The organism is Pseudomonas sp. Root569 (assembly GCF_001427465.1).
GTDB classification, from domain to species: Bacteria; Pseudomonadota; Gammaproteobacteria; order Pseudomonadales; family Pseudomonadaceae; genus Aquipseudomonas; species Aquipseudomonas synxantha.
In genome coordinates this window covers 48306-65030 of sequence record NZ_LMGQ01000012.1, presented here as the reverse complement: position 1 = coordinate 65030, position 16725 = coordinate 48306, and the positions used below count along the sequence as shown (strand labels likewise).

21 protein-coding genes, 1 tRNA gene and 1 pseudogene are annotated in these 16725 nt (G+C 59.8%); 14 read left to right on the top strand and 9 right to left on the bottom strand.

Going from position 1 to position 16725, the window contains the following annotated elements:
• The first annotated feature begins 188 nt into the window (after positions 1-188).
• Both ASD70_RS11975 and ASD70_RS11970 read left to right on the top strand, forming a co-directional pair.
• Entirely contained in the window at positions 189-917 is a 729-nt protein-coding gene (locus tag ASD70_RS11975; RefSeq protein ID WP_046068617.1) for a response regulator transcription factor, read from the top strand.
• Positions 904-2262, top strand: coding sequence for a sensor histidine kinase (locus tag ASD70_RS11970; RefSeq protein WP_056846550.1), 1359 nt, complete (start codon positions 904-906; stop codon positions 2260-2262). Before ASD70_RS11975 ends, ASD70_RS11970 begins: the two co-directional genes overlap by 14 nt.
• A gap of 4 nt (positions 2263-2266) precedes the next feature.
• Here the strand turns inward: ASD70_RS11970 and ASD70_RS11965 are convergent, their stop codons facing one another.
• Positions 2267-2782 (bottom strand): DUF2062 domain-containing protein, encoded by a 516-nt coding sequence (locus tag ASD70_RS11965; protein ID WP_056846549.1) that lies wholly within the window; start codon positions 2780-2782, stop codon positions 2267-2269.
• 135 nt (positions 2783-2917) lie between these two features.
• Between ASD70_RS11965 and ASD70_RS11960 the strand changes: the two genes are divergently transcribed.
• From ASD70_RS11960 to murB, 8 genes are all read left to right on the top strand, one after another.
• Positions 2918-5143 carry a DNA internalization-related competence protein ComEC/Rec2 gene (locus ASD70_RS11960; protein ID WP_236708703.1) on the top strand — a complete coding sequence of 742 codons (2226 nt, stop codon included), beginning with the start codon at positions 2918-2920 and terminating at the stop codon, positions 5141-5143.
• A gap of 109 nt (positions 5144-5252) precedes the next feature.
• The gene (locus ASD70_RS11955) at positions 5253-5888 is read left to right on the top strand and encodes a MotA/TolQ/ExbB proton channel family protein (protein ID WP_046068614.1); all 636 of its coding nucleotides are present in this window, start codon (positions 5253-5255) and stop codon (positions 5886-5888) included.
• Entirely contained in the window at positions 5885-6313 is a 429-nt protein-coding gene (locus ASD70_RS11950; protein ID WP_043046643.1) for an ExbD/TolR family protein, read from the top strand. Before ASD70_RS11955 ends, ASD70_RS11950 begins: the two co-directional genes overlap by 4 nt.
• Entirely contained in the window at positions 6313-7323 is a 1011-nt protein-coding gene (gene lpxK, locus ASD70_RS11945) for a tetraacyldisaccharide 4'-kinase (protein WP_056846548.1), read from the top strand. The genes ASD70_RS11950 and lpxK overlap by 1 nt, the downstream gene beginning before the upstream one ends.
• Before the next feature lie 24 nt (positions 7324-7347).
• Positions 7348-7533, top strand: coding sequence for a Trm112 family protein (locus ASD70_RS11940; RefSeq protein ID WP_003174668.1), 186 nt, complete (start codon positions 7348-7350; stop codon positions 7531-7533).
• A complete protein-coding gene (gene kdsB, locus ASD70_RS11935; RefSeq protein ID WP_056846547.1) occupies positions 7530-8294 on the top strand; it encodes a 3-deoxy-manno-octulosonate cytidylyltransferase in 765 nt (254 codons plus the stop codon). The genes ASD70_RS11940 and kdsB overlap by 4 nt, the downstream gene beginning before the upstream one ends.
• Positions 8294-8758 carry a low molecular weight protein-tyrosine-phosphatase gene (locus ASD70_RS11930; protein ID WP_056846546.1) on the top strand — a complete coding sequence of 155 codons (465 nt, stop codon included), beginning with the start codon at positions 8294-8296 and terminating at the stop codon, positions 8756-8758. The genes kdsB and ASD70_RS11930 overlap by 1 nt, the downstream gene beginning before the upstream one ends.
• Positions 8755-9774, top strand: a complete 1020-nt coding sequence (murB, locus tag ASD70_RS11925) for a UDP-N-acetylmuramate dehydrogenase (protein ID WP_056846545.1) — start codon at positions 8755-8757, stop codon at positions 9772-9774. The genes ASD70_RS11930 and murB overlap by 4 nt, the downstream gene beginning before the upstream one ends.
• Positions 9775-9848: 74 nt before the next feature.
• Here murB and ASD70_RS11920 read toward each other — a convergent pair whose 3' ends face one another.
• On the bottom strand, positions 9849-10520 hold the full coding sequence (locus ASD70_RS11920) for a Bax inhibitor-1/YccA family protein (protein ID WP_046068609.1): 672 nt from the start codon (positions 10518-10520) through the stop codon (positions 9849-9851).
• Between the two features lie 152 nt (positions 10521-10672).
• Here ASD70_RS11920 and ASD70_RS11915 point away from each other — a divergent pair.
• Positions 10673-10763 (top strand) — tRNA-Ser (locus tag ASD70_RS11915).
• A gap of 116 nt (positions 10764-10879) precedes the next feature.
• On the opposite strand, the pseudogene ASD70_RS11910 reads toward ASD70_RS11915, so the two are convergent.
• From ASD70_RS11910 to ASD70_RS11900, 3 genes and pseudogenes are all read right to left on the bottom strand, one after another.
• Positions 10880-11928 (bottom strand): annotated as a pseudogene (locus tag ASD70_RS11910) (tyrosine-type recombinase/integrase).
• 1 nt (position 11929) lies between these two features.
• Complete coding sequence (locus ASD70_RS11905) at positions 11930-12172, bottom strand: DUF4224 domain-containing protein (protein WP_056846544.1); 243 nt, start codon at positions 12170-12172, stop codon at positions 11930-11932.
• Positions 12173-12174: 2 nt separating this feature from the next.
• Positions 12175-12396, bottom strand: a complete 222-nt coding sequence (locus ASD70_RS11900) for a hypothetical protein (RefSeq protein WP_056846543.1) — start codon at positions 12394-12396, stop codon at positions 12175-12177.
• Between the two features lie 145 nt (positions 12397-12541).
• Between ASD70_RS11900 and ASD70_RS11895 the strand changes: the two genes are divergently transcribed.
• Complete coding sequence (locus tag ASD70_RS11895; RefSeq protein ID WP_056846542.1) at positions 12542-13228, top strand: HEPN domain-containing protein; 687 nt, start codon at positions 12542-12544, stop codon at positions 13226-13228.
• 57 nt (positions 13229-13285) lie between these two features.
• On the opposite strand, the gene ASD70_RS11890 is transcribed toward ASD70_RS11895, so the two are convergent.
• Positions 13286-15091: a DNA cytosine methyltransferase gene (locus tag ASD70_RS11890; RefSeq protein ID WP_056846541.1), complete on the bottom strand. Its 1806-nt coding sequence runs from the start codon at positions 15089-15091 to the stop codon at positions 13286-13288.
• Here ASD70_RS11890 and ASD70_RS11885 point away from each other — a divergent pair.
• A complete protein-coding gene (locus tag ASD70_RS11885; RefSeq protein WP_156382920.1) occupies positions 15060-15428 on the top strand; it encodes a hypothetical protein in 369 nt (122 codons plus the stop codon). The genes ASD70_RS11890 and ASD70_RS11885 overlap by 32 nt on opposite strands.
• Positions 15429-15483: 55 nt before the next feature.
• On the opposite strand, the gene ASD70_RS29410 is transcribed toward ASD70_RS11885, so the two are convergent.
• Both ASD70_RS29410 and ASD70_RS29405 read right to left on the bottom strand, forming a co-directional pair.
• Complete coding sequence (locus ASD70_RS29410) at positions 15484-15690, bottom strand: hypothetical protein (protein ID WP_056846539.1); 207 nt, start codon at positions 15688-15690, stop codon at positions 15484-15486.
• Positions 15687-15866 carry a hypothetical protein gene (locus ASD70_RS29405; RefSeq protein WP_056846538.1) on the bottom strand — a complete coding sequence of 60 codons (180 nt, stop codon included), beginning with the start codon at positions 15864-15866 and terminating at the stop codon, positions 15687-15689. The genes ASD70_RS29410 and ASD70_RS29405 overlap by 4 nt, the downstream gene beginning before the upstream one ends.
• A 96-nt stretch (positions 15867-15962) precedes the next feature.
• Here ASD70_RS29405 and ASD70_RS11870 point away from each other — a divergent pair, with 96 nt between their 5' ends.
• A complete protein-coding gene (locus tag ASD70_RS11870) occupies positions 15963-16184 on the top strand; it encodes a hypothetical protein (protein WP_056846537.1) in 222 nt (73 codons plus the stop codon).
• A gap of 23 nt (positions 16185-16207) precedes the next feature.
• Here ASD70_RS11870 and ASD70_RS11865 read toward each other — a convergent pair whose 3' ends face one another.
• A complete protein-coding gene (locus ASD70_RS11865; protein WP_056846536.1) occupies positions 16208-16609 on the bottom strand; it encodes a hypothetical protein in 402 nt (133 codons plus the stop codon).
• Positions 16610-16725 lie beyond the last annotated feature (116 nt).

The following is a 16725-nucleotide window of genomic DNA, read 5'->3' as shown; positions in this document are numbered from 1 at the left end:
ACGTTGTTATCAATTATCCACGCTGGCATCCGGCCCGCGCCACCTGCGCAGTGTAGCCATTTGCACGGTCTGGAATCTTGCAAATTAATGACATGCGGCAATCTTCGGGCCATTCGGCGCCGGGTGGCGATTGCCTGTAGCCATTTAATCTTGAATAATCAGTGATTGAGAATGACTTGCAGACGCTAATGACTCCCGCAACAGTTGGCCTACCTACTATCCTGACCATCGAAGATGACCCTGTGTTGGGGGCCTACGTGCATGAGCAGCTTGGCCGCAGTGGTTTTCAGGTGACGTGGTGTCGCAACGGCCAGCAAGGCCTGCAAATGGCCCGAGACCAGGCATTTGACCTGGTGTTGATGGACATCCTGTTGCCGGGACTGGACGGGCTGTCGATCCTCACGCATTTGCGTCAGAGCCACGCCATGCCAGTGATTCTGATGTCGGCCCTGGGCGCCGAAGCCGACCGCATCAGCGGCTTTCGCCTGGGCGCGGATGACTATCTGCCCAAGCCGTTCAGCATGGCTGAATTGCGCGTGCGCATTGAAGCCATCCTGCGCCGGGTGGCCCTGGATCGCCGGCCTGAGCCGCCGCGCGCAGTGATGCGGGAGAATGTCCCGGTGCTGCATTTTGATGATGAGCGCTGTGATGTGTGCTGCCAGGCACAGTGGGCCGGACTGACGCGCAGCGAGTACCGGCTGCTGGAAACCCTGCACCGCAACGCTGAAGAAGTCCTCAGCAAAGCCTTCCTGTATCAGCAAGTGCTGCAGCGTGGGTATGCGCCCCATGACCGCAGCCTCGACATGCACGTCAGCCAGATTCGCCGCAAACTCAAGGCCATCGGCTATGCCGAGCGTGAAGTGCGCACGGTGTGGGGCAAGGGCTACGTGCTGAGTGGTGTTGATGAAGGGCTTTGAGCGGCTGCCGGGCAAGCACTCGCTGTTCTGGAAACTGGCCTGCCTGTTGATCGCGTTCTGTTTGCTGATGATCTGGCTCAGTTGGTCGTGGGGCCGCTATATGGAGCAGCAGAGCGCGTACCTGTCGGACAAGTCGCGGGAGATTCTCAGTGGCTATGCGGCAGGCGCCGAGCTGGCCTGGAGCACACAAGGTCGCGCCGGGGTGGATGCCTGGTTGCAACTGATGGCCAAGCGTGAAACCACCTGGGTTGGCGTGATCGGCAACGATTTGCAGTCCCTCAGCAACACGCCCCTGAGTGACAAGGAAAGCCAGCGCCTGACCTTTTTGCGCGGGCTGGATTGGCCGGTCAGCCGGCATGTCACAGGGCTGCCCTGGATGAAGGTGCCGTTTCCGGTCGATCCTGGCCTGGGGTCGCTGGTGATCGAGTTGCCGCAACGTTTTATGCCGGGGCGCTATCAACTGTTCTGGCGGATAGTCACCAATGGTGTGATTCCGGGCCTGTTCACCCTGTTGCTGTGCATCGGCCTCTATCGGCTGCTGATCATGCCCCTTAATCAATTGCGCGAGCAGGCCAATGCCTGGCGTGCGGACCAGTTGCATACGCGGCTGTCCCGGGATGCGACCAGCCGCCAGGATGAATTGGGAGAGTTGGGGCGCGCCTTTGACCATATGTCCGAACGCCTGCAAGGCACGGTGCGCTTGCAGCAGCAGTTGCTGCGCGACATGTCCCATGAACTGCGTACGCCCTTGAGCCGCCTGCGGGTGGCCTGCGACAGCGAGCAAGACCCGGCCCGCCTGCGTGAGCGCCTGGGGCGGGAAATCGACGCCATGCAACGCCTGGTGGAAGACAGCCTGCAACTGGCCTGGCTCGACAGCGAAACAGCGCCGCTGCCCCAGGAAGACATTCAACTCCAGGCTTTGTGGGACATGTTGCGCGAAAACGCCTGTTTCGAAAGCCACTGGCCGGCGTCGCGCTTGCCGTGCCTGTTGCCGGCGGACAGTTGGGTGCGTGGCAACCTGAACGCACTGGCCCAGGCCCTGGAAAATATCCTGCGCAACGCCATACGCCATTCTCCCGACGATGGCTGCGTGCAACTTGACGGGTGTCGCGAGGTGGATTATTGGCATATCTGGCTGCAGGATCAGGGCGGCGGTATTGATGAGCGGGATTTGGAACGCATCTTCGCGCCTTTCACCCGTTTGGACGGCTCGCGGCCCGGCGATGGTGGGTTCGGCCTGGGCCTGAGCATCGCCCGCAACGCGGTGCAGCGCCAGGGCGGGCGCTTATGGGCGGAAAATACCGGGCAGGGCCTGCGGGTGCATCTGCGCTTGCTGGCGCGTTAGCTTTTCAGCGCCGACGCAATTTACGTTTTTTCCACTGGTGCGCCACCCACCAGCGCCAGTACGCCATCGTCAAGCAATAGGCCAGAGCCCCCAATACCAGGCCCAGCACCACCGAACCCAGCAGGAACGGCTGCCAGAGCGTGCTCAGCTGGCCGCTGATCCATTCCCATGTGAGGTTATCGGGCAGGCTGCGCGGCGGTACGTTCATCAGCCAGGCGCCCGTCATGTAGGTACACACAAACACCACCGGCATGGTGATCGGATTGGTCAGCCACACCAGGCTGACGGCGATCGGCATATTGCCGCGCACGACGATCGCCAGGATTGCCGCAAGCAGCATCTGCAACGGAATCGGAATAAACGCCGCAAATAAACCCACCGCCATGGCACGAGCCACTGAATGCCGGTTCAGGTGCCAGAGGTTCGGATCATGCAGCAGGGTGCCAAGAAACTGTAATGACTTATGTTCCCTGATACTGCTGGGATCGGGCATGTACCGTTTGAATAAGCGCCGGGGCATAAGGGGTCCAGGTCAATTTGAGGGGCAAGTATGCCCGGATTCTATAAACAGAAAATTCAGACTTTGTGACAAAACATCATAGGCGCTGCCGGTCAGCCAGCTAAAACTGAGTGGATCAGTGGAAAAGGATGATCCATGAAAACAGCGATGTTGGCCTTGGCGCTGGGGCTACTGGCGTTGCGTTGGTTACCTGCGTTGCCGTCTGGCGCAGGGGTGTTGGGCATGTTGGTGCTGGTGTTGATGCTGCTGCCTTTTCGCACCTATCCCGTGGCGTTCTTCCTGTTGGGTTTGAGTTGGGCCTGTATCAGTGCGCAGTGGGCGCTGGATGACCGCTTGCGGCCGGTGCTGGATGGGCAGACGCGCTGGGTCGAAGGGCGTGTCATCGGCCTGCCGCAACAGACGGGCACAAGCGTGCGCTTCGAACTGGCCGACAGCCGGTCGCGCACTGCGCGGCTGCCCAAGCGCATCCGCGTGTCCTGGCATGGCGGGCCGACGGTTAACAGTGGGGAGCGCTGGCGCCTGGCATTGACGCTAAAGCGGCCTGCCGGCCTGCTTAATTTCCACGGGTTTGACCATGAGGCCTGGTTGCTGGCCCAGCGTATCGGCGCCACCGCGACGGTAAAGGACGGCGAGCGCCTGGCGCCGGCCCGCAATGCCTGGCGCGATGCTGTCCGCCAGCGCCTGCTGGCTGTGGATGCCCAGGGCCGCGAGGCGGGCTTGGCTGCATTGGTACTGGGCGACGGTTCCGGGCTGGCGCCTGAGGATTGGCAGGTGTTGCAGGACACCGGCACGGTGCATCTGCTGGTGATTTCCGGGCAGCACATTGGCTTGCTGGCGGGTTTGATCTACGGCTTGATCGCTTTGTTGGCGCGCCATGGGTGCTGGCCCCGAACCTGGCCGTGGCTGCCGTGGGCGTGCGGCTTGGCATTTTCCGGGGCGTTGGCTTATGGCCTGCTGGCGGGGGGCGGCGTGCCGGTGCAGCGGGCTTGCGTCATGGTGGGCCTGGTATTGCTGTGGCGTTTGCGCTTTCGTCACTTGGGTGTTTGGTGGCCGTTGTTGCTGGCGCTGAACGCTGTGCTGGCGCTTGAGCCCCTGGCCAGCCTGCAACCGGGGTTCTGGCTGTCGTTTGCGGCGGTCGCAGCGCTGGTCCTGGCGTTCAGCGGGCGCCTGGGGCCGTGGAGCGCCTGGCAGGTCTGGACGCGTCCCCAGTGGTTGATCGCCATTGGCTTGTTCCCGTTGTTGCTGGTATTGGGTTTGCCCATCAGCCTCAGTGCACCCGTGGCCAACCTGGTTGCGGTGCCGTGGATCAGCCTGGTGGTGCTGCCCTTGGCGCTGCTGGGCACGGCGCTGCTGTGGGTGCCGTTGGCCGGTGACGCTTTGCTGTGGTTGGCGGGTGGCGCGCTGGACGGCTTGTTCAAGGGCCTGGCGCTGCTTGCTGTGCGACTGCCTGCCTGGATACCGGCCGAAGTACCTTTGGGCTATTGGCTGGTGAGTCTGGCCGGCGCAGTAATTTTGCTATTGCCCAAGGGGCTGCCGTTTCGGTTATTGGGCTGGCCCATGCTGTTGTTGGCGGTTTTTCCACCCAGGGAGTCGATACCCCATGGGCAGGTGGACGTGGTGCAGCTGGATGTCGGCCAGGGGCAGGCCCTGATCCTGCGCACTCGCCATCACTCCTTGCTTTATGACGCCGGGCCCCGGTCGGGGCCTGTCGACCAGGGGGCGCGGGTCGTCTTGCCGTCGTTGAAAAAGCTGGGGGTAGGGCAGTTGGACATGATGCTGCTCAGCCATGCTGATGCCGATCATGCCGGCGGTGCGGAGGCAGTGGCCCGGGGGCTGCCCGTCAAGCGCGTGGTGGGCGGCGAAACCGAAGGCCTGCCGGGGTTTCTCGGTACCCAGGCCTGTACCCGTGGCGAGCGTTGGGACTGGGATGGCGTGGCCTTTGAGCTGTGGCAATGGGCCGGTGCGATTGATGGCAATCCGAGATCCTGCGTACTGCAGGTCGAGGCCAATGGCGAACGCCTGCTGCTCACCGGCGATATTGATCGCGCCGCCGAACAGGCATTCCTGGCCTCGCCGCTGGCGGTGCCGACCGATTGGCTGCAGGCCCCGCACCATGGCAGCCGCAGCTCTTCGTCCTGGCCCTTCCTGCAGCGGCTGGCGCCGGCATCGGTGCTGATCTCCCGTGGGCGCAGCAATGCATTCGGCCATCCTCATCCACAAGTAATGGAGCGCTATCAGGCCCTGGGCAGTCGGGTATATGACAGCGCTGAACAAGGCGCAGTGCGCCTGCGCCTGGGAACGTTCCTTCCACCGACTGTTGCGCGCAGTCAACGCAGGTTCTGGCGCGAACCGTTACCGTAATCCGGCGTTACCAAAGACTCTGGGCCGTGACGGGCGGGCCTGTAGCCGACGAACCCCGCTGCCGAACCTATATGGTAAAGTGGCGCACTTTTTCGAGGGGACATTCACTGTGTGGGAATTGGTCAAATCCGGCGGCTGGATGATGTTGCCGATCATTCTGAGCTCCATCGCCGCACTCGGCATCGTTGCCGAACGCCTGTGGACCCTGCGCGCCAGTCGCGTCACCCCCGAGCACCTGCTGGGGCAAGTCTGGGGCTGGATCAAGAACAAGCAGCTCGACAAGCAAAAACTCAAGGAACTGCGCGCCAATTCGCCGCTGGGTGAAATCCTCGCCGCCGGTCTGGCCAACTCCAAGCACGGTCGCGAGATCATGAAAGAGTGCATTGAAGAAGCGGCTGCGCGGGTGATCCATGAGCTGGAGCGTTACATCAACGCCCTCGGTACCATCGCCGCCATGGCACCGCTGCTAGGCCTGCTCGGCACGGTGCTGGGCATGATCGACATCTTCAGCTCGTTCATGGGCGCGGGCATGGCGACCAACGCGGCGGTACTTGCCGGCGGTATTTCCAAGGCCTTGATCACCACGGCTGCGGGCCTGATGGTGGGGATTCCCGCGGTGTTCTTCCACCGCTTCCTGCAACGGCGCATCGATGAGCTGGTGGTCGGCATGGAACAGGAAGCTATCAAACTGGTGGAAGTGGTGCAGGGCGACCGTGACGTGGACCTGGTCGAGGGTAAAGCGTGAAATTTCGCCGCAAGCAACGGGAAAATGTCGATATCAACCTCGCGTCATTGATCGACGTGGTGTTTATCCTGCTGCTGTTCTTTGTCGTGACCACCACCTTCACCCGGGAAACCCAGCTGCGTGTCGATTTGCCTGAAGCAGTGAGCGGTTCGCCTGCCGAAGACCAGCAGGTCAAGCAACTGGACATCGCCATCAGCGCCGATGGCGTGTTTTCGGTGAATAATCAGTTGCTGGAGAAAAACGACCTCGCCAGCCTGATGGAAGCCTTGCAGAAGGAATCTGGTGGTGACACCCAGTTGCCGCTGTCCATCAGCGCTGACGGCAAGACCCAGCACCAAGCCGTGATCACCGCCATGGACGCTGCCGGCAAGCTCGGTTTCAGTCATTTGCGCATGACCACCGTCGAGGCGGCGAGCCCACCCTGATGGCCATGTCCGATCGTTTGCTCAAGGCCTGGTACGAGGGCCATCCGGCACTGATGTTGTTGCGCCCGCTGGAGTCACTGTATCGCCGGGTAGTGCAACGCAAGCGTGCGCGCTTTGTGGCGGGCGAGGGCGAGATCTATCAATCGCCGGTGCCGGTAGTGGTGGTCGGCAACATCACCGTAGGAGGCACCGGCAAGACGCCGTTGATCCTGTGGCTGATCGAACACTGCCGGCGCAGCGGTTTGCGCGTGGGCGTGGTCAGCCGTGGCTATGGTGCCAAGCCACCGCAACTGCCGTGGCGGGTCGAGGCCGGCCACAGCGCCGACGTGGCCGGCGACGAGCCCTTGCTGATCGTGCAGCGCAGCGGCGTAGCGCTGATGATCGACCCCGACCGCAGTCGCGCGGTAAAGGCCCTGCTGGCCAGTGAACCCTTGGACCTGATCCTTTCCGACGACGGCTTGCAGCATTACCGCCTGGCCCGCGATCTCGAACTGGTGCTGATCGATGCCGCCCGCGGGCTTGGCAATCGACGCTGCCTGCCTGCCGGGCCGTTGCGCGAGCCGGTGGAGCGCCTGCAGAGTGTCGATGCGCTGCTGTATAACGGTGCCGCGACGGACCGTGAAGATGGCTTTGCCTTTCGCCTGCAACCCACTGCGCTGATCAACCTGCACAGTGGCGATCGCCAGCCGGTAGCCTACTTTCCCGAGGGCCAGCAGGTGCATGCGGTCGCTGGCATCGGCAATCCGCAACGTTTCTTCAATACCCTTGAAACGCTACACTGGCAGCCGATACCCCATGCTTTTGCCGACCACGCGCCCTACAGCGCCGAGGTCTTGAGTTTTACCCCGTCATTGCCGCTGGTCATGACCGAAAAGGACGCGGTGAAGTGCCGCGCCTTTGCCCAGCCCGACTGGTGGTACCTTGCGGTGGATGCGGTGCCGTCACCGGCGTTCATCGCCTGGTTCGACACGCAGCTGATGCGTCTGCTGCCCGACCGTCTCTTGCCTTAAAACGCTTCTTTCCAGGAAACACTCATGGACACCAAACTGCTCGATATCCTCGCTTGCCCGATCTGCAAAGGCCCGCTCAAGCTCAGCGCCGACAAGACCGAGCTGATCAGCAAGGGCGCCGGCCTGGCTTACCCCATCCGTGACGGCATCCCGGTCATGCTCGAAAGCGAAGCCCGTACCTTGACTACCGATGAGCGCCTGGATAAATGACCACCGCCTTTACCGTTGTCATTCCCTCCCGCTATGCCTCGACGCGCCTGCCGGGCAAGCCGCTGCAAATGATCGGCGACAAGCCGATGATCCAGCTGGTGTGGGAACAGGCCTGCAAAAGCAGCGCCGAGCGCGTGGTGGTCGCCACCGATGACCCGCGTATTATCGAGGCGTGCAAAGGCTTTGGTGCTGAAGCGGTACTGACCCGTGAGGACCACAACTCCGGTACTGATCGCCTGGCCGAAGTGGCCACCCAGCTCGGTTTGGCGCCAGACGCCATCGTGGTGAACGTACAAGGCGACGAGCCGTTGATCCCGCCGAGCGTCATCGACCAGGTTGCCGCCAACCTGGCGGCCCATGGCGAAGCCCGCATGGCGACCCTGGCCGAACCGATCGAAGATATTGAAACGCTGTTCAATCCGAACGTGGTGAAAGTGGTCAGCGACATCAATGGCCTTGCACTGACGTTCAGTCGCTCGACCCTGCCTTGGGCGCGGGATGCCTTCGCCAGCAATCGCGACATATTGCCGGAAGGCGTGCCGTATCGCCGCCACATCGGCATATACGCCTATCGTGCCGGTTTCCTGCATGATTTCGTCAATTGGGGCCCCTGCTGGCTGGAAAACACCGAATCCCTGGAGCAACTGCGTGCCCTGTGGCACGGGGTGCGCATCCATGTCAGCGATGCGTTGGAGGCGCCGCCAGCAGGTGTCGACACCCAGGAAGACCTGGAGCGCGTCCGTCGCCTGCTGGGCGTCTGATGGAAGTCCTGTTTGTATGCCTGGGCAATATCTGCCGCTCGCCGACCGCTGAAGGCGTGCTACGCCATAAATTGCGCGACGCAGGCTTGTCCGGCCAGGTTGAAGTGGCGTCTGCCGGCACCGGCGAATGGCATATCGGCAACCCGCCGGACCAGCGCAGCCAACGTGCGGCGCTGGCGCGGGGTTATGACCTGTCGTCCCAGCGTGCCCAACAGGTCAGCCGCGCCGACTTCGCGCGCTATGACCTGATCCTGGCCATGGACCACAGCAACCTGCGCAACCTCAAGGCCATGCAGCCGGGGCAGGGCAAGGCAGAACTGGATTTGTTCCTGCGTCGCTTTGACGGCGGAGTGGACGAGGTGCCAGACCCTTACTATGAAGGTGAGCAAGGTTTCGAGCGGGTCCTGGACCTGATCGAGCGCGCCTGCGATTTATTGGTGATCGAATTGAAGGGCCGCTTATGACCTTGCAAGTGCTTGCGCAGGTATCGCTCAAGCCATTCAACAGCTTCGGCATTGATGTGCGTGCGCAATTGTTTGCCGAGGCCCACAGTGATGCGGATGTCCGCGAGGCTCTGGCCTACGCGGCTGCACAATCGCTGCCACTGTTGGTGATCGGTGGTGGCAGCAACCTGTTGCTGACCCAGGATGTGCCTGCGCTGGTATTGCGCATGGCCACCCAAGGCATTCGCGTGGTGCACGACGATGGCGTGCACGTGGTCGTCGAGGCCGAAGCAGGCGAAGCCTGGCATCCGTTTGTGTTGTGGACCCTTGAGCACGGCTTTTGCGGTCTGGAAAACCTCAGCCTGATCCCCGGCACCGTCGGCGCCGCACCCATGCAGAACATCGGTGCCTACGGCGTGGAGATCAAGGATGTGTTCGCCGGCCTCACCGCCCTGGATCGCCAAACCGGCGAGCTGCGGGATTTCAGCCTGGACGAATGCAGGTTTGCTTACCGTGACAGCCTGTTCAAGCATGAAGTCGGGCGGTGGTTGATCCTGCGGGTACGCTTTGCCCTCAGCCGCACCACTCACCTGAAACTCGACTACGGCCCGGTGCAACAGCGCCTGACCGTGCAGGGCATCACCCACGCTACACCAAGCGATGTGAGCCGGGCGATTTGCAGCATTCGCCGCGAGAAACTGCCGGACCCGGCAGAGTTGGGTAATGCCGGCAGCTTCTTCAAGAACCCACTGGTGTCCCAGGCCCTCGCTGCCGAACTGCAAAGCCAATACCCGGACTTGGTCGCATACCCTCAGGCCGACGGGCAAATGAAACTCGCCGCCGGCTGGCTGATCGACAAGGCAGGGTGGAAGGGCTTTCGAGACGGCGATGCGGGGGTACACAAGATGCAGGCGCTGGTGCTGGTCAACTACGGCACCGCCACAGGCCGCGAGATTGCCAACCTGGCGTTGCGTATCCAGCAGGATATCTTCAAGCGCTTCAAGGTCGAGCTGGAAATGGAACCCAACCAGTACTGACCATTCGTGCAGGCCTGGAAATAAAAATGCCCCGTATCTCGCGATACGGGGCATTTTTTATTGTGACTGACTGATCAGTCGTCGCGGCTCATGATGCCGAAGATCTGCAACAGGCTGATAAACAGGTTGTAGATCGAAACATACAGGCTCACGGTCGCCATAATGTAGTTACGCTCACCGCCGTGGATGATGGCGCTGGTCTGGAACAGGATGCACACCGAGGAAAACAGCACAAAACCCGCGCTGATCGCCAGTTGCAAGCCGCTGATCTGGAAGAACATGCTGGCCACTACTGCCGCCAGCAACACGAAGAAACCCGCGGTAATGAAGCCACCCAGGAAGCTCATGTCCTTACGGCTGATCAGCACGTAGGCCGACAGGCCACCAAACACCAGGGCAGTCATGGCAAACGCCGAACTGACCACTTCCGCACCGCCGGCCATGCCGAGGTAACGGTTGAGGATCGGGCCGAGGATGAAGCCCATGAAACCGGTCAAGGCAAACGCCGACACCAGGCCCCAGGCCGAATCGCGCAACTTGTTGGTCAGGAAGAACAGACCATAGAAGCCGATCAGCACGACAAAGATATTCGGATAACCAACGCGCATCTGCTGGGCCACGTAGGCCATCACGCCGCTGAATGCGAGGGTAAGGGCGAGCAGTCCGTACGTGTTGCGCAAGACGCGGCTGACTTCAAGCTGCTCAGCCTGCGCGTTACCATTCACTGCGTAATTCTGTTCGCGCATGGCGACACTCCTTCAGTTTTGAAACGTTCAGTCGCAAAGATCATAACAGACGCCCTGTAACAAGCGATGCAGAGAGTTTGACAGTGTGTTTCATTCGGGTATTATGGCGCCCGCTGAGACGGGATGAGCTACTATAATCCTGTGATGCACAAGGGAAATTGGCAGAGTGGTTGAATGCACCGGTCTTGAAAACCGGCGAACGTTAATAGCGTTCCCAGGGTTCGAATCCCTGGTTTCCCGCCAAGATTTACACGAAAGCCTCGCGAAAGCGGGGCTTTTGTGTTTCTGGGGTTCGAGAATGTTTCTTCTGCTTTTGGCGGGAGTTCCGAAACTTTTGAGTAGGGGTTCCGAAACATTGCCTATTTGGACGGTTTCGCGGTGGCGCCAATCCTCCTGTAACCCGCTTTGTGATCTCCTGTTTGCTGTGTCCCAGCAGCAGGCTTGCATCCCCGATATCGATGATTTCCGACGCGGCCTTCGGCCGGATGTCGCGGAACTGAAACCCTCCAATCTTGGCCGCCAGCAGCGGGTCGCCTTGTTCGATGGCGTTCTGCTGGGCTTTCTCCCGAGCCTTGTCCCAGCGCAAGCGCAACATCCCCTTCGTCATTCGCTTTCCATACCTGTTGATCAACAGGTACTTGGATGAATGACCGACATTCCTTTCGCCAATCTCCCTGACCAATCTCCCCAAGCTGTTTTCCCCGGCTTCCGTACGCATCAGGATTCGAAGCTTCTGGCCGGTCTTGCCCTGCGTTACCAGGAAGTAGTCACCTTCGGTATCGTCGCTACGCATGATCAGCACGTCAGCAGGCCGCTGTCCGGTCAAATAGCCCAGGTCCATGGCTTCCTTGAGTTCTTGTTCGGCAACTGCGTAGACGGCATCCCAAACAGCCGCGTTGGCGTAGTAATCACGCGGCGCTTCCTTGTTCTTCCTGATGCCCTGGCAAGGGTTCTCCCGTTCCGTCAGCCCCCACTCCCTGGCCATGTTGAAAACGTGGGACAGGAGCGCGATCTCGCGGTTGGCACGAACCTTCGCTGAGCGGGCATCACGGTAGCCGGCGATGTTGAATGGCGTAATTGAATCGATGGGCGCCTCATCAAACGTAGGACGAAGCTGTTTCAGTTCGGCCATGTTGTCCTTCTGGGTCCGCTCCCCCTTTTTTGGGATGACGTCGCGCACGTACCGGTCGAAGATGCCCTTCATCGTTGTCAGGTCGGCAGGCTTTTCTTTGGCCTCCAGTTCGGCCCACTTCAGCCGGGCTTTGCTCAGGTCTGTACCAAGCGGAATCTCTTTTCCCGCTGAGTCACGGTAGTAGTAGCCGATCCAGACCTTGCCATTCTTCCTTGGGCGCTTACGACGCACCATTCCTGGCGGCAAGTCCCTGTTTTCCGTGTTTCGGGGGCGCATATCAGTTCACTCTGGAGAAATCAGGCGTCCAAGCTGGACGCGCCGGCGGCGGGTTTGGATCTGCGATTGCGGCGTTAACCATGCCAAGCTTCATGCGCGCGTACATCCGACCCACCAGAGGGCGGCCGCCACGGCTCTCGATGAACACCCAGTTTCGGTCTTTCAGCCATTTGCGCTGGTGAGCGCGCTGCTTGTAGCCGGTTAGGTCGGCGAGCTCGTCGTCCGACAGGATCTCTGCTTGCATGCCTACCTCCGGCCGGCCGCCGTGGGCCGTGCTGTCTTGATGATTTGGATGGCCAGGCCGAAGGTGATCAGCAGCCAGCCGCAAGTGCCGGCGAAGGCGTAGAGGATGTCGGCCGTTTCGCCGTCGGCCAGAAGGCGGGGGGCGATCCAGAATAGCCAGCATCCGCTGCCGACCAGGTACAGCAAAGCGCCCAGCAGTGTCAGGGTGAGTTTCATGGCGAGCATGGAGTTTCCCTTGCCGCGCGTGGCGGTAGACGGTGGGGTTGTTAAAGTGGGGACGCGAGATTGATATCTCGGTTGTAAAATATGTTGCTTCTTCCGTTGCATTTGCGGAACATGCTTTGCCCTTAACATGGAAATGGATTTCAATATGACCTCACTAGCAAAGACAGCATTCGAAGCTAACAAAATTGATATTGAAAGGCTTTGGGAGATACATGGGATAGTTGCAGGTCATGGCGTCGGAAGAAAGTTCGGCGTTGAAGTTCTTAATCGTTCTGCTATTGTTTTTATTACCGCGTGCTGGGAGTCATTTATTGAGGATTTGGCTACTCAGTCCTTTGACTTTTTGCTTGCCAATGCTAAAAATCACGAAGTAATACCCGCTAAAGTCAGGAATTATGCTGCTCGGAAATTGGTTGATGTTAAGGACCCTTCTAGGCTTTGGGATTTGGCAGATGGCGGTTGGCGGAATATTTTGAGCGCTCACAAGCAAAGCGTCTATGACGATTGGGTGGGGACGCTAAACACTCCAAAAACTCCTCAGGTGAATGCGCTGTATTCGCAGTTATTAGGTATACCTAAGTTGAGCGAATGTTGGTATTGGCAGAAAATGTCCGCTGTTAATGCTGAGTCAAAATTAGATGAATATATAACTATTAGGGGGAATATCGCCCATCGTATCCGAAACGAAAACCCAATACCAAAGCTTGTTCCACAAAATTTTCTGGTTCATATTGCTCAACTCGTTGATAGGACTGAGTCTTATGTGGAGAATTATCTCTTTGAATTAACAGAAGTTAAACCATTTTTAGTTCGCTCGCTGGACACCAACTAAATTTTTGAGTTGCCTATTAATTTAGGCAGCTCATTAGCCTGCGGGGGGGCATTCACTTTATGCGGCGAGGCGTTGGTAAAGCTCGATGATGTCCGCGGCGTTGGCAGCGACCAGTGCCTCGGCCTCATCTGGGCAGACGCTGTTGCCGATCAGGCGCACCTGGTCGGCCTTCTTTATTTCGCGCCATTCCTCGGCGCCGGTAACCGGGTCGACAAACAGCCCGCGGTCAATGATGTAGTCCTTGTCGAAGCCCTGCGCGGCCTTCAGCTCCGGCGGTTGCAACATGCGCAGGGTGATGTCGCTCAGCACATAGCCACCGACCATCACCATTTCCGACGGGTCTTTGAAGTGCTCCGGCAAATACTTGTGCATGAACGCGGCGCAGCGGCGGGCGCCTTCCATCTGCTCAGATGTCAGTGTATCTGGCACCTGTACTGTCTCGACGACCGCCACCCGATCTTTTGTCGGCAGCGTGTGCATCGGCTCATTGAGCGAGATGCCGTCCTTCTCGCTGCCGTAGTACTTGACCAGATAAGCGCTCACCAGGCGCTGGTTGGCGCCGGACTGGCAGATTGTCGATATCGGGTCGTAGGCCGATCGGCCGTCCCCTTTGTAGAAACCGCCATTCGCCTGTTCGAAGAACGCTGTGACGATGCCGTGGCGCGCAGCACCGGCCAGAACTGTCTGCGCCGGGTCGTCAGGTGAGCTGCCCACTGCGTTTTGCCCGAATGCAGTCATGTGTGCAGCAACCATCGCGAAGTGGCCGCCCTTGACTTGGGCGACCTGCGTGCGCAGTGGCTCCTTGGCGTCGAAGTTGCGTTCAGATGAGCCGTTGGCGCACTCGGTGAGGAACGGCGCAGCTACCGGCTGCACCAAAGCGTGATGCGTGCCGCCCGCGCTGATGGTCGATAGCGCCTCGTGGACACCGTGGGTGCTCGTGTGCCCCGACGACGTTCCGCGCATAGGGACGATGAAGGGCTTCGCACTGGTCAGCACATGCCGCCAGCAGCCCTTGGCCACGCGGCGCATGGTGTTCTCGGCCATCGGCTTTTCACGAAAAATCGTGCGTCCGAGGTTGCTCCAGTCGATGCACTCGGCGGCAGAACGCCACGGCAATTGCATTGCGGCGGGCCGCTTATGGTGTTTTGGCGCTGGCCAAACGATCGGCTTGCCGTCGCTACGGGCAACCAGGTAAAGGCGTTTGCGAATGGTGGGCGTGCCGGCGTTCGCCGCGATCCGCTCCCGCCACTCGGCGTTGTAACCAAGCCCGCGCTCCAGAGCTTCCATCGGCACGAACTCTCCGATGGCCTCGATGATTTCCGGCATGTCAGGGTGATCAGCTGGTAGCCCGGTACTGATTGCGGAGATGAACGCTTTAAAGGTGCGGCCACGCTCAGACTTGATCGGCTGGCCGTCGTCGTCGATCGGCCCCCAATCGCAGAACTCTTCAACGTTTTCAAGGAAGAGAAGGCGGGATTTCGTGACGAACAGCCAGCGGATCACCACCCATGCCAGTCCACGCACCCCGCGATCACGCGGTGCCCCACCTTTGGCCTTGCTGTGATGGCGACAATCAGGCGATGCCCAGATAATCGCGACGGGCTGCCCGTCAGTGGCTTTCCGTGGGTCAACCTCGTACACGTCGGCGACGTAATGCGCTGTGTTTGGGTGGTTGGCGCGGTGTACAGCCAAGGCTATTGGATTGTGGTTCGCCGCTACGTCCGGCTCCCGGTATGCCCTGGCGATACCGGTGCTGGCGCCGCCACCGCCAGCGAACAGGTCGACCACCAGTTCCTTTTCGAACGGCAAGCCCATGCTCGGCTGGCCATGGATGAATTTGGGTTTCTTCTGTTGTGCGGACATAGATGGTCCTCGCCAGCTGGCGCTATATGCTGAAGTGAGTTATTTCTATTCCCTCATAGGAAATGAGGTTCAAAAAATGCGGGATGATCAGGAAGTTGTGCGAGCCGCAGCGGAAAACATAGCTCGGCGTGCCGGAGCTATTAAAGAGTGCGAATTCCACGGTGAAATTCTCACCAAAGACTGTGATGGTGAAGCTTTCGCATTGGGAAACAGTCTCTACGATAGCGAGTTTCGCGGTGTATTCAGCTCAAGAGATGAAATGAATGCCGCCATCCAATCTGTGCTCAGCGATGCGGCATGGGATTGCGGGTTATGTGACAAAAATAGGGATGACTGATTAACGTCTTCTGAGCTGTAAGGCAGTCTGGACGCCGGCATCGTTAGTCGGCGATTCAGGCCGCCTCCTGCTTCGGCGGCCACTCCGAAAACCCAACCTTCGGCGCCTTCGTCCTTGGATTTATGATCGGCTTGCCCTTGGCGTCCACCAGCACGGCCTTCGCCCGAATCTCCATATCGCGGCACCGGCTACCCTTGCGAGCTAGCTCAATGAACTGCTCGGCGTACTGCGGTGCGTCGAAGAGCGGGCTGAGCTGCTTCACCCTGACCCCCCCATGATCTGTTCGGCCTTCTGGGTGACCTTGATCAGCCAGTCTTCGACCGAAAGCTCTATCTTGTGGCCGGGGCGCTTTGGGTCGGGCCGGGTGGTTTTGACGGTCTTCCTAGCCTCAGCCATGGCGACATCGAGGGTCATTCCAAACACTGCAAAGGTGCTCATGGGTTATCTCCAAGCGTGCGCCTGCCTCCCCGGCTGGCGTGATTCGTTGATATGGGGTATTACGGGTGACCGGCATGGAGCCGAAGGGGAATCAGCATGCGATTTACGGTAGGAACGAGAACCAAAGGCGTCGAGGACTGGACCTACTCACTGGAGTTCGAAGAGGAAACCGGCGAGTTTTATCTGCACACGGAGCGCTTCGGTCTTGGCGATGACCATAATGAAGGGCGGGTCCTTTTGCGTGATGCTAAAAACAGTAGGGGCTACAGTTCCGCGGTTCGATTTTTGAAAGAGAGGCTTGGGCCTTCTACTGTCTGACCTGAAAGAGCGGCAAGACTTGTTCAGGCGCGCCGGACTTTGAGGTGGTGCATCGCCCTGATGCTGTGGCAGTAATCCTGAAGCTTTTCATAGGCCTTGTATTTTGCCTGGCTTCGAGTGGCTGCCCAGACCCTGACCAAGTCTTCGCGCGCCTCTCGGTTCCAGTTGAGATCGTTCCAATCGTGCTTGAACGGTAGGACCAACCACTCTTTGAGCGGCAGCGTTTCGGCCATCTCGCCGTACTGCATTTCATGGGTAGGGTGGAAGTTGCTGATCCGCTTCTTCGGATCTTCATCCAGCACTACACCGATGTAGTGGCCGCGATCCGCCAGGATGATGCCGGGCTTTCCGTAGGCGATGACGCGGCGGCCGACTTCGGCAGGCACCTGATAGTGCTGCCGAACGTATGCGCAGTTGTGGTTCATGGATTATCTCCAGTCAGGCGCCGCCCTCCGGTTACCGGATGCAGCGAGTAGGGTGGGTTATGCTGGTGTTTCGATTTCGTCTTCAGGCTCGGCCGGGTCATCGGCGAGCGACTTCA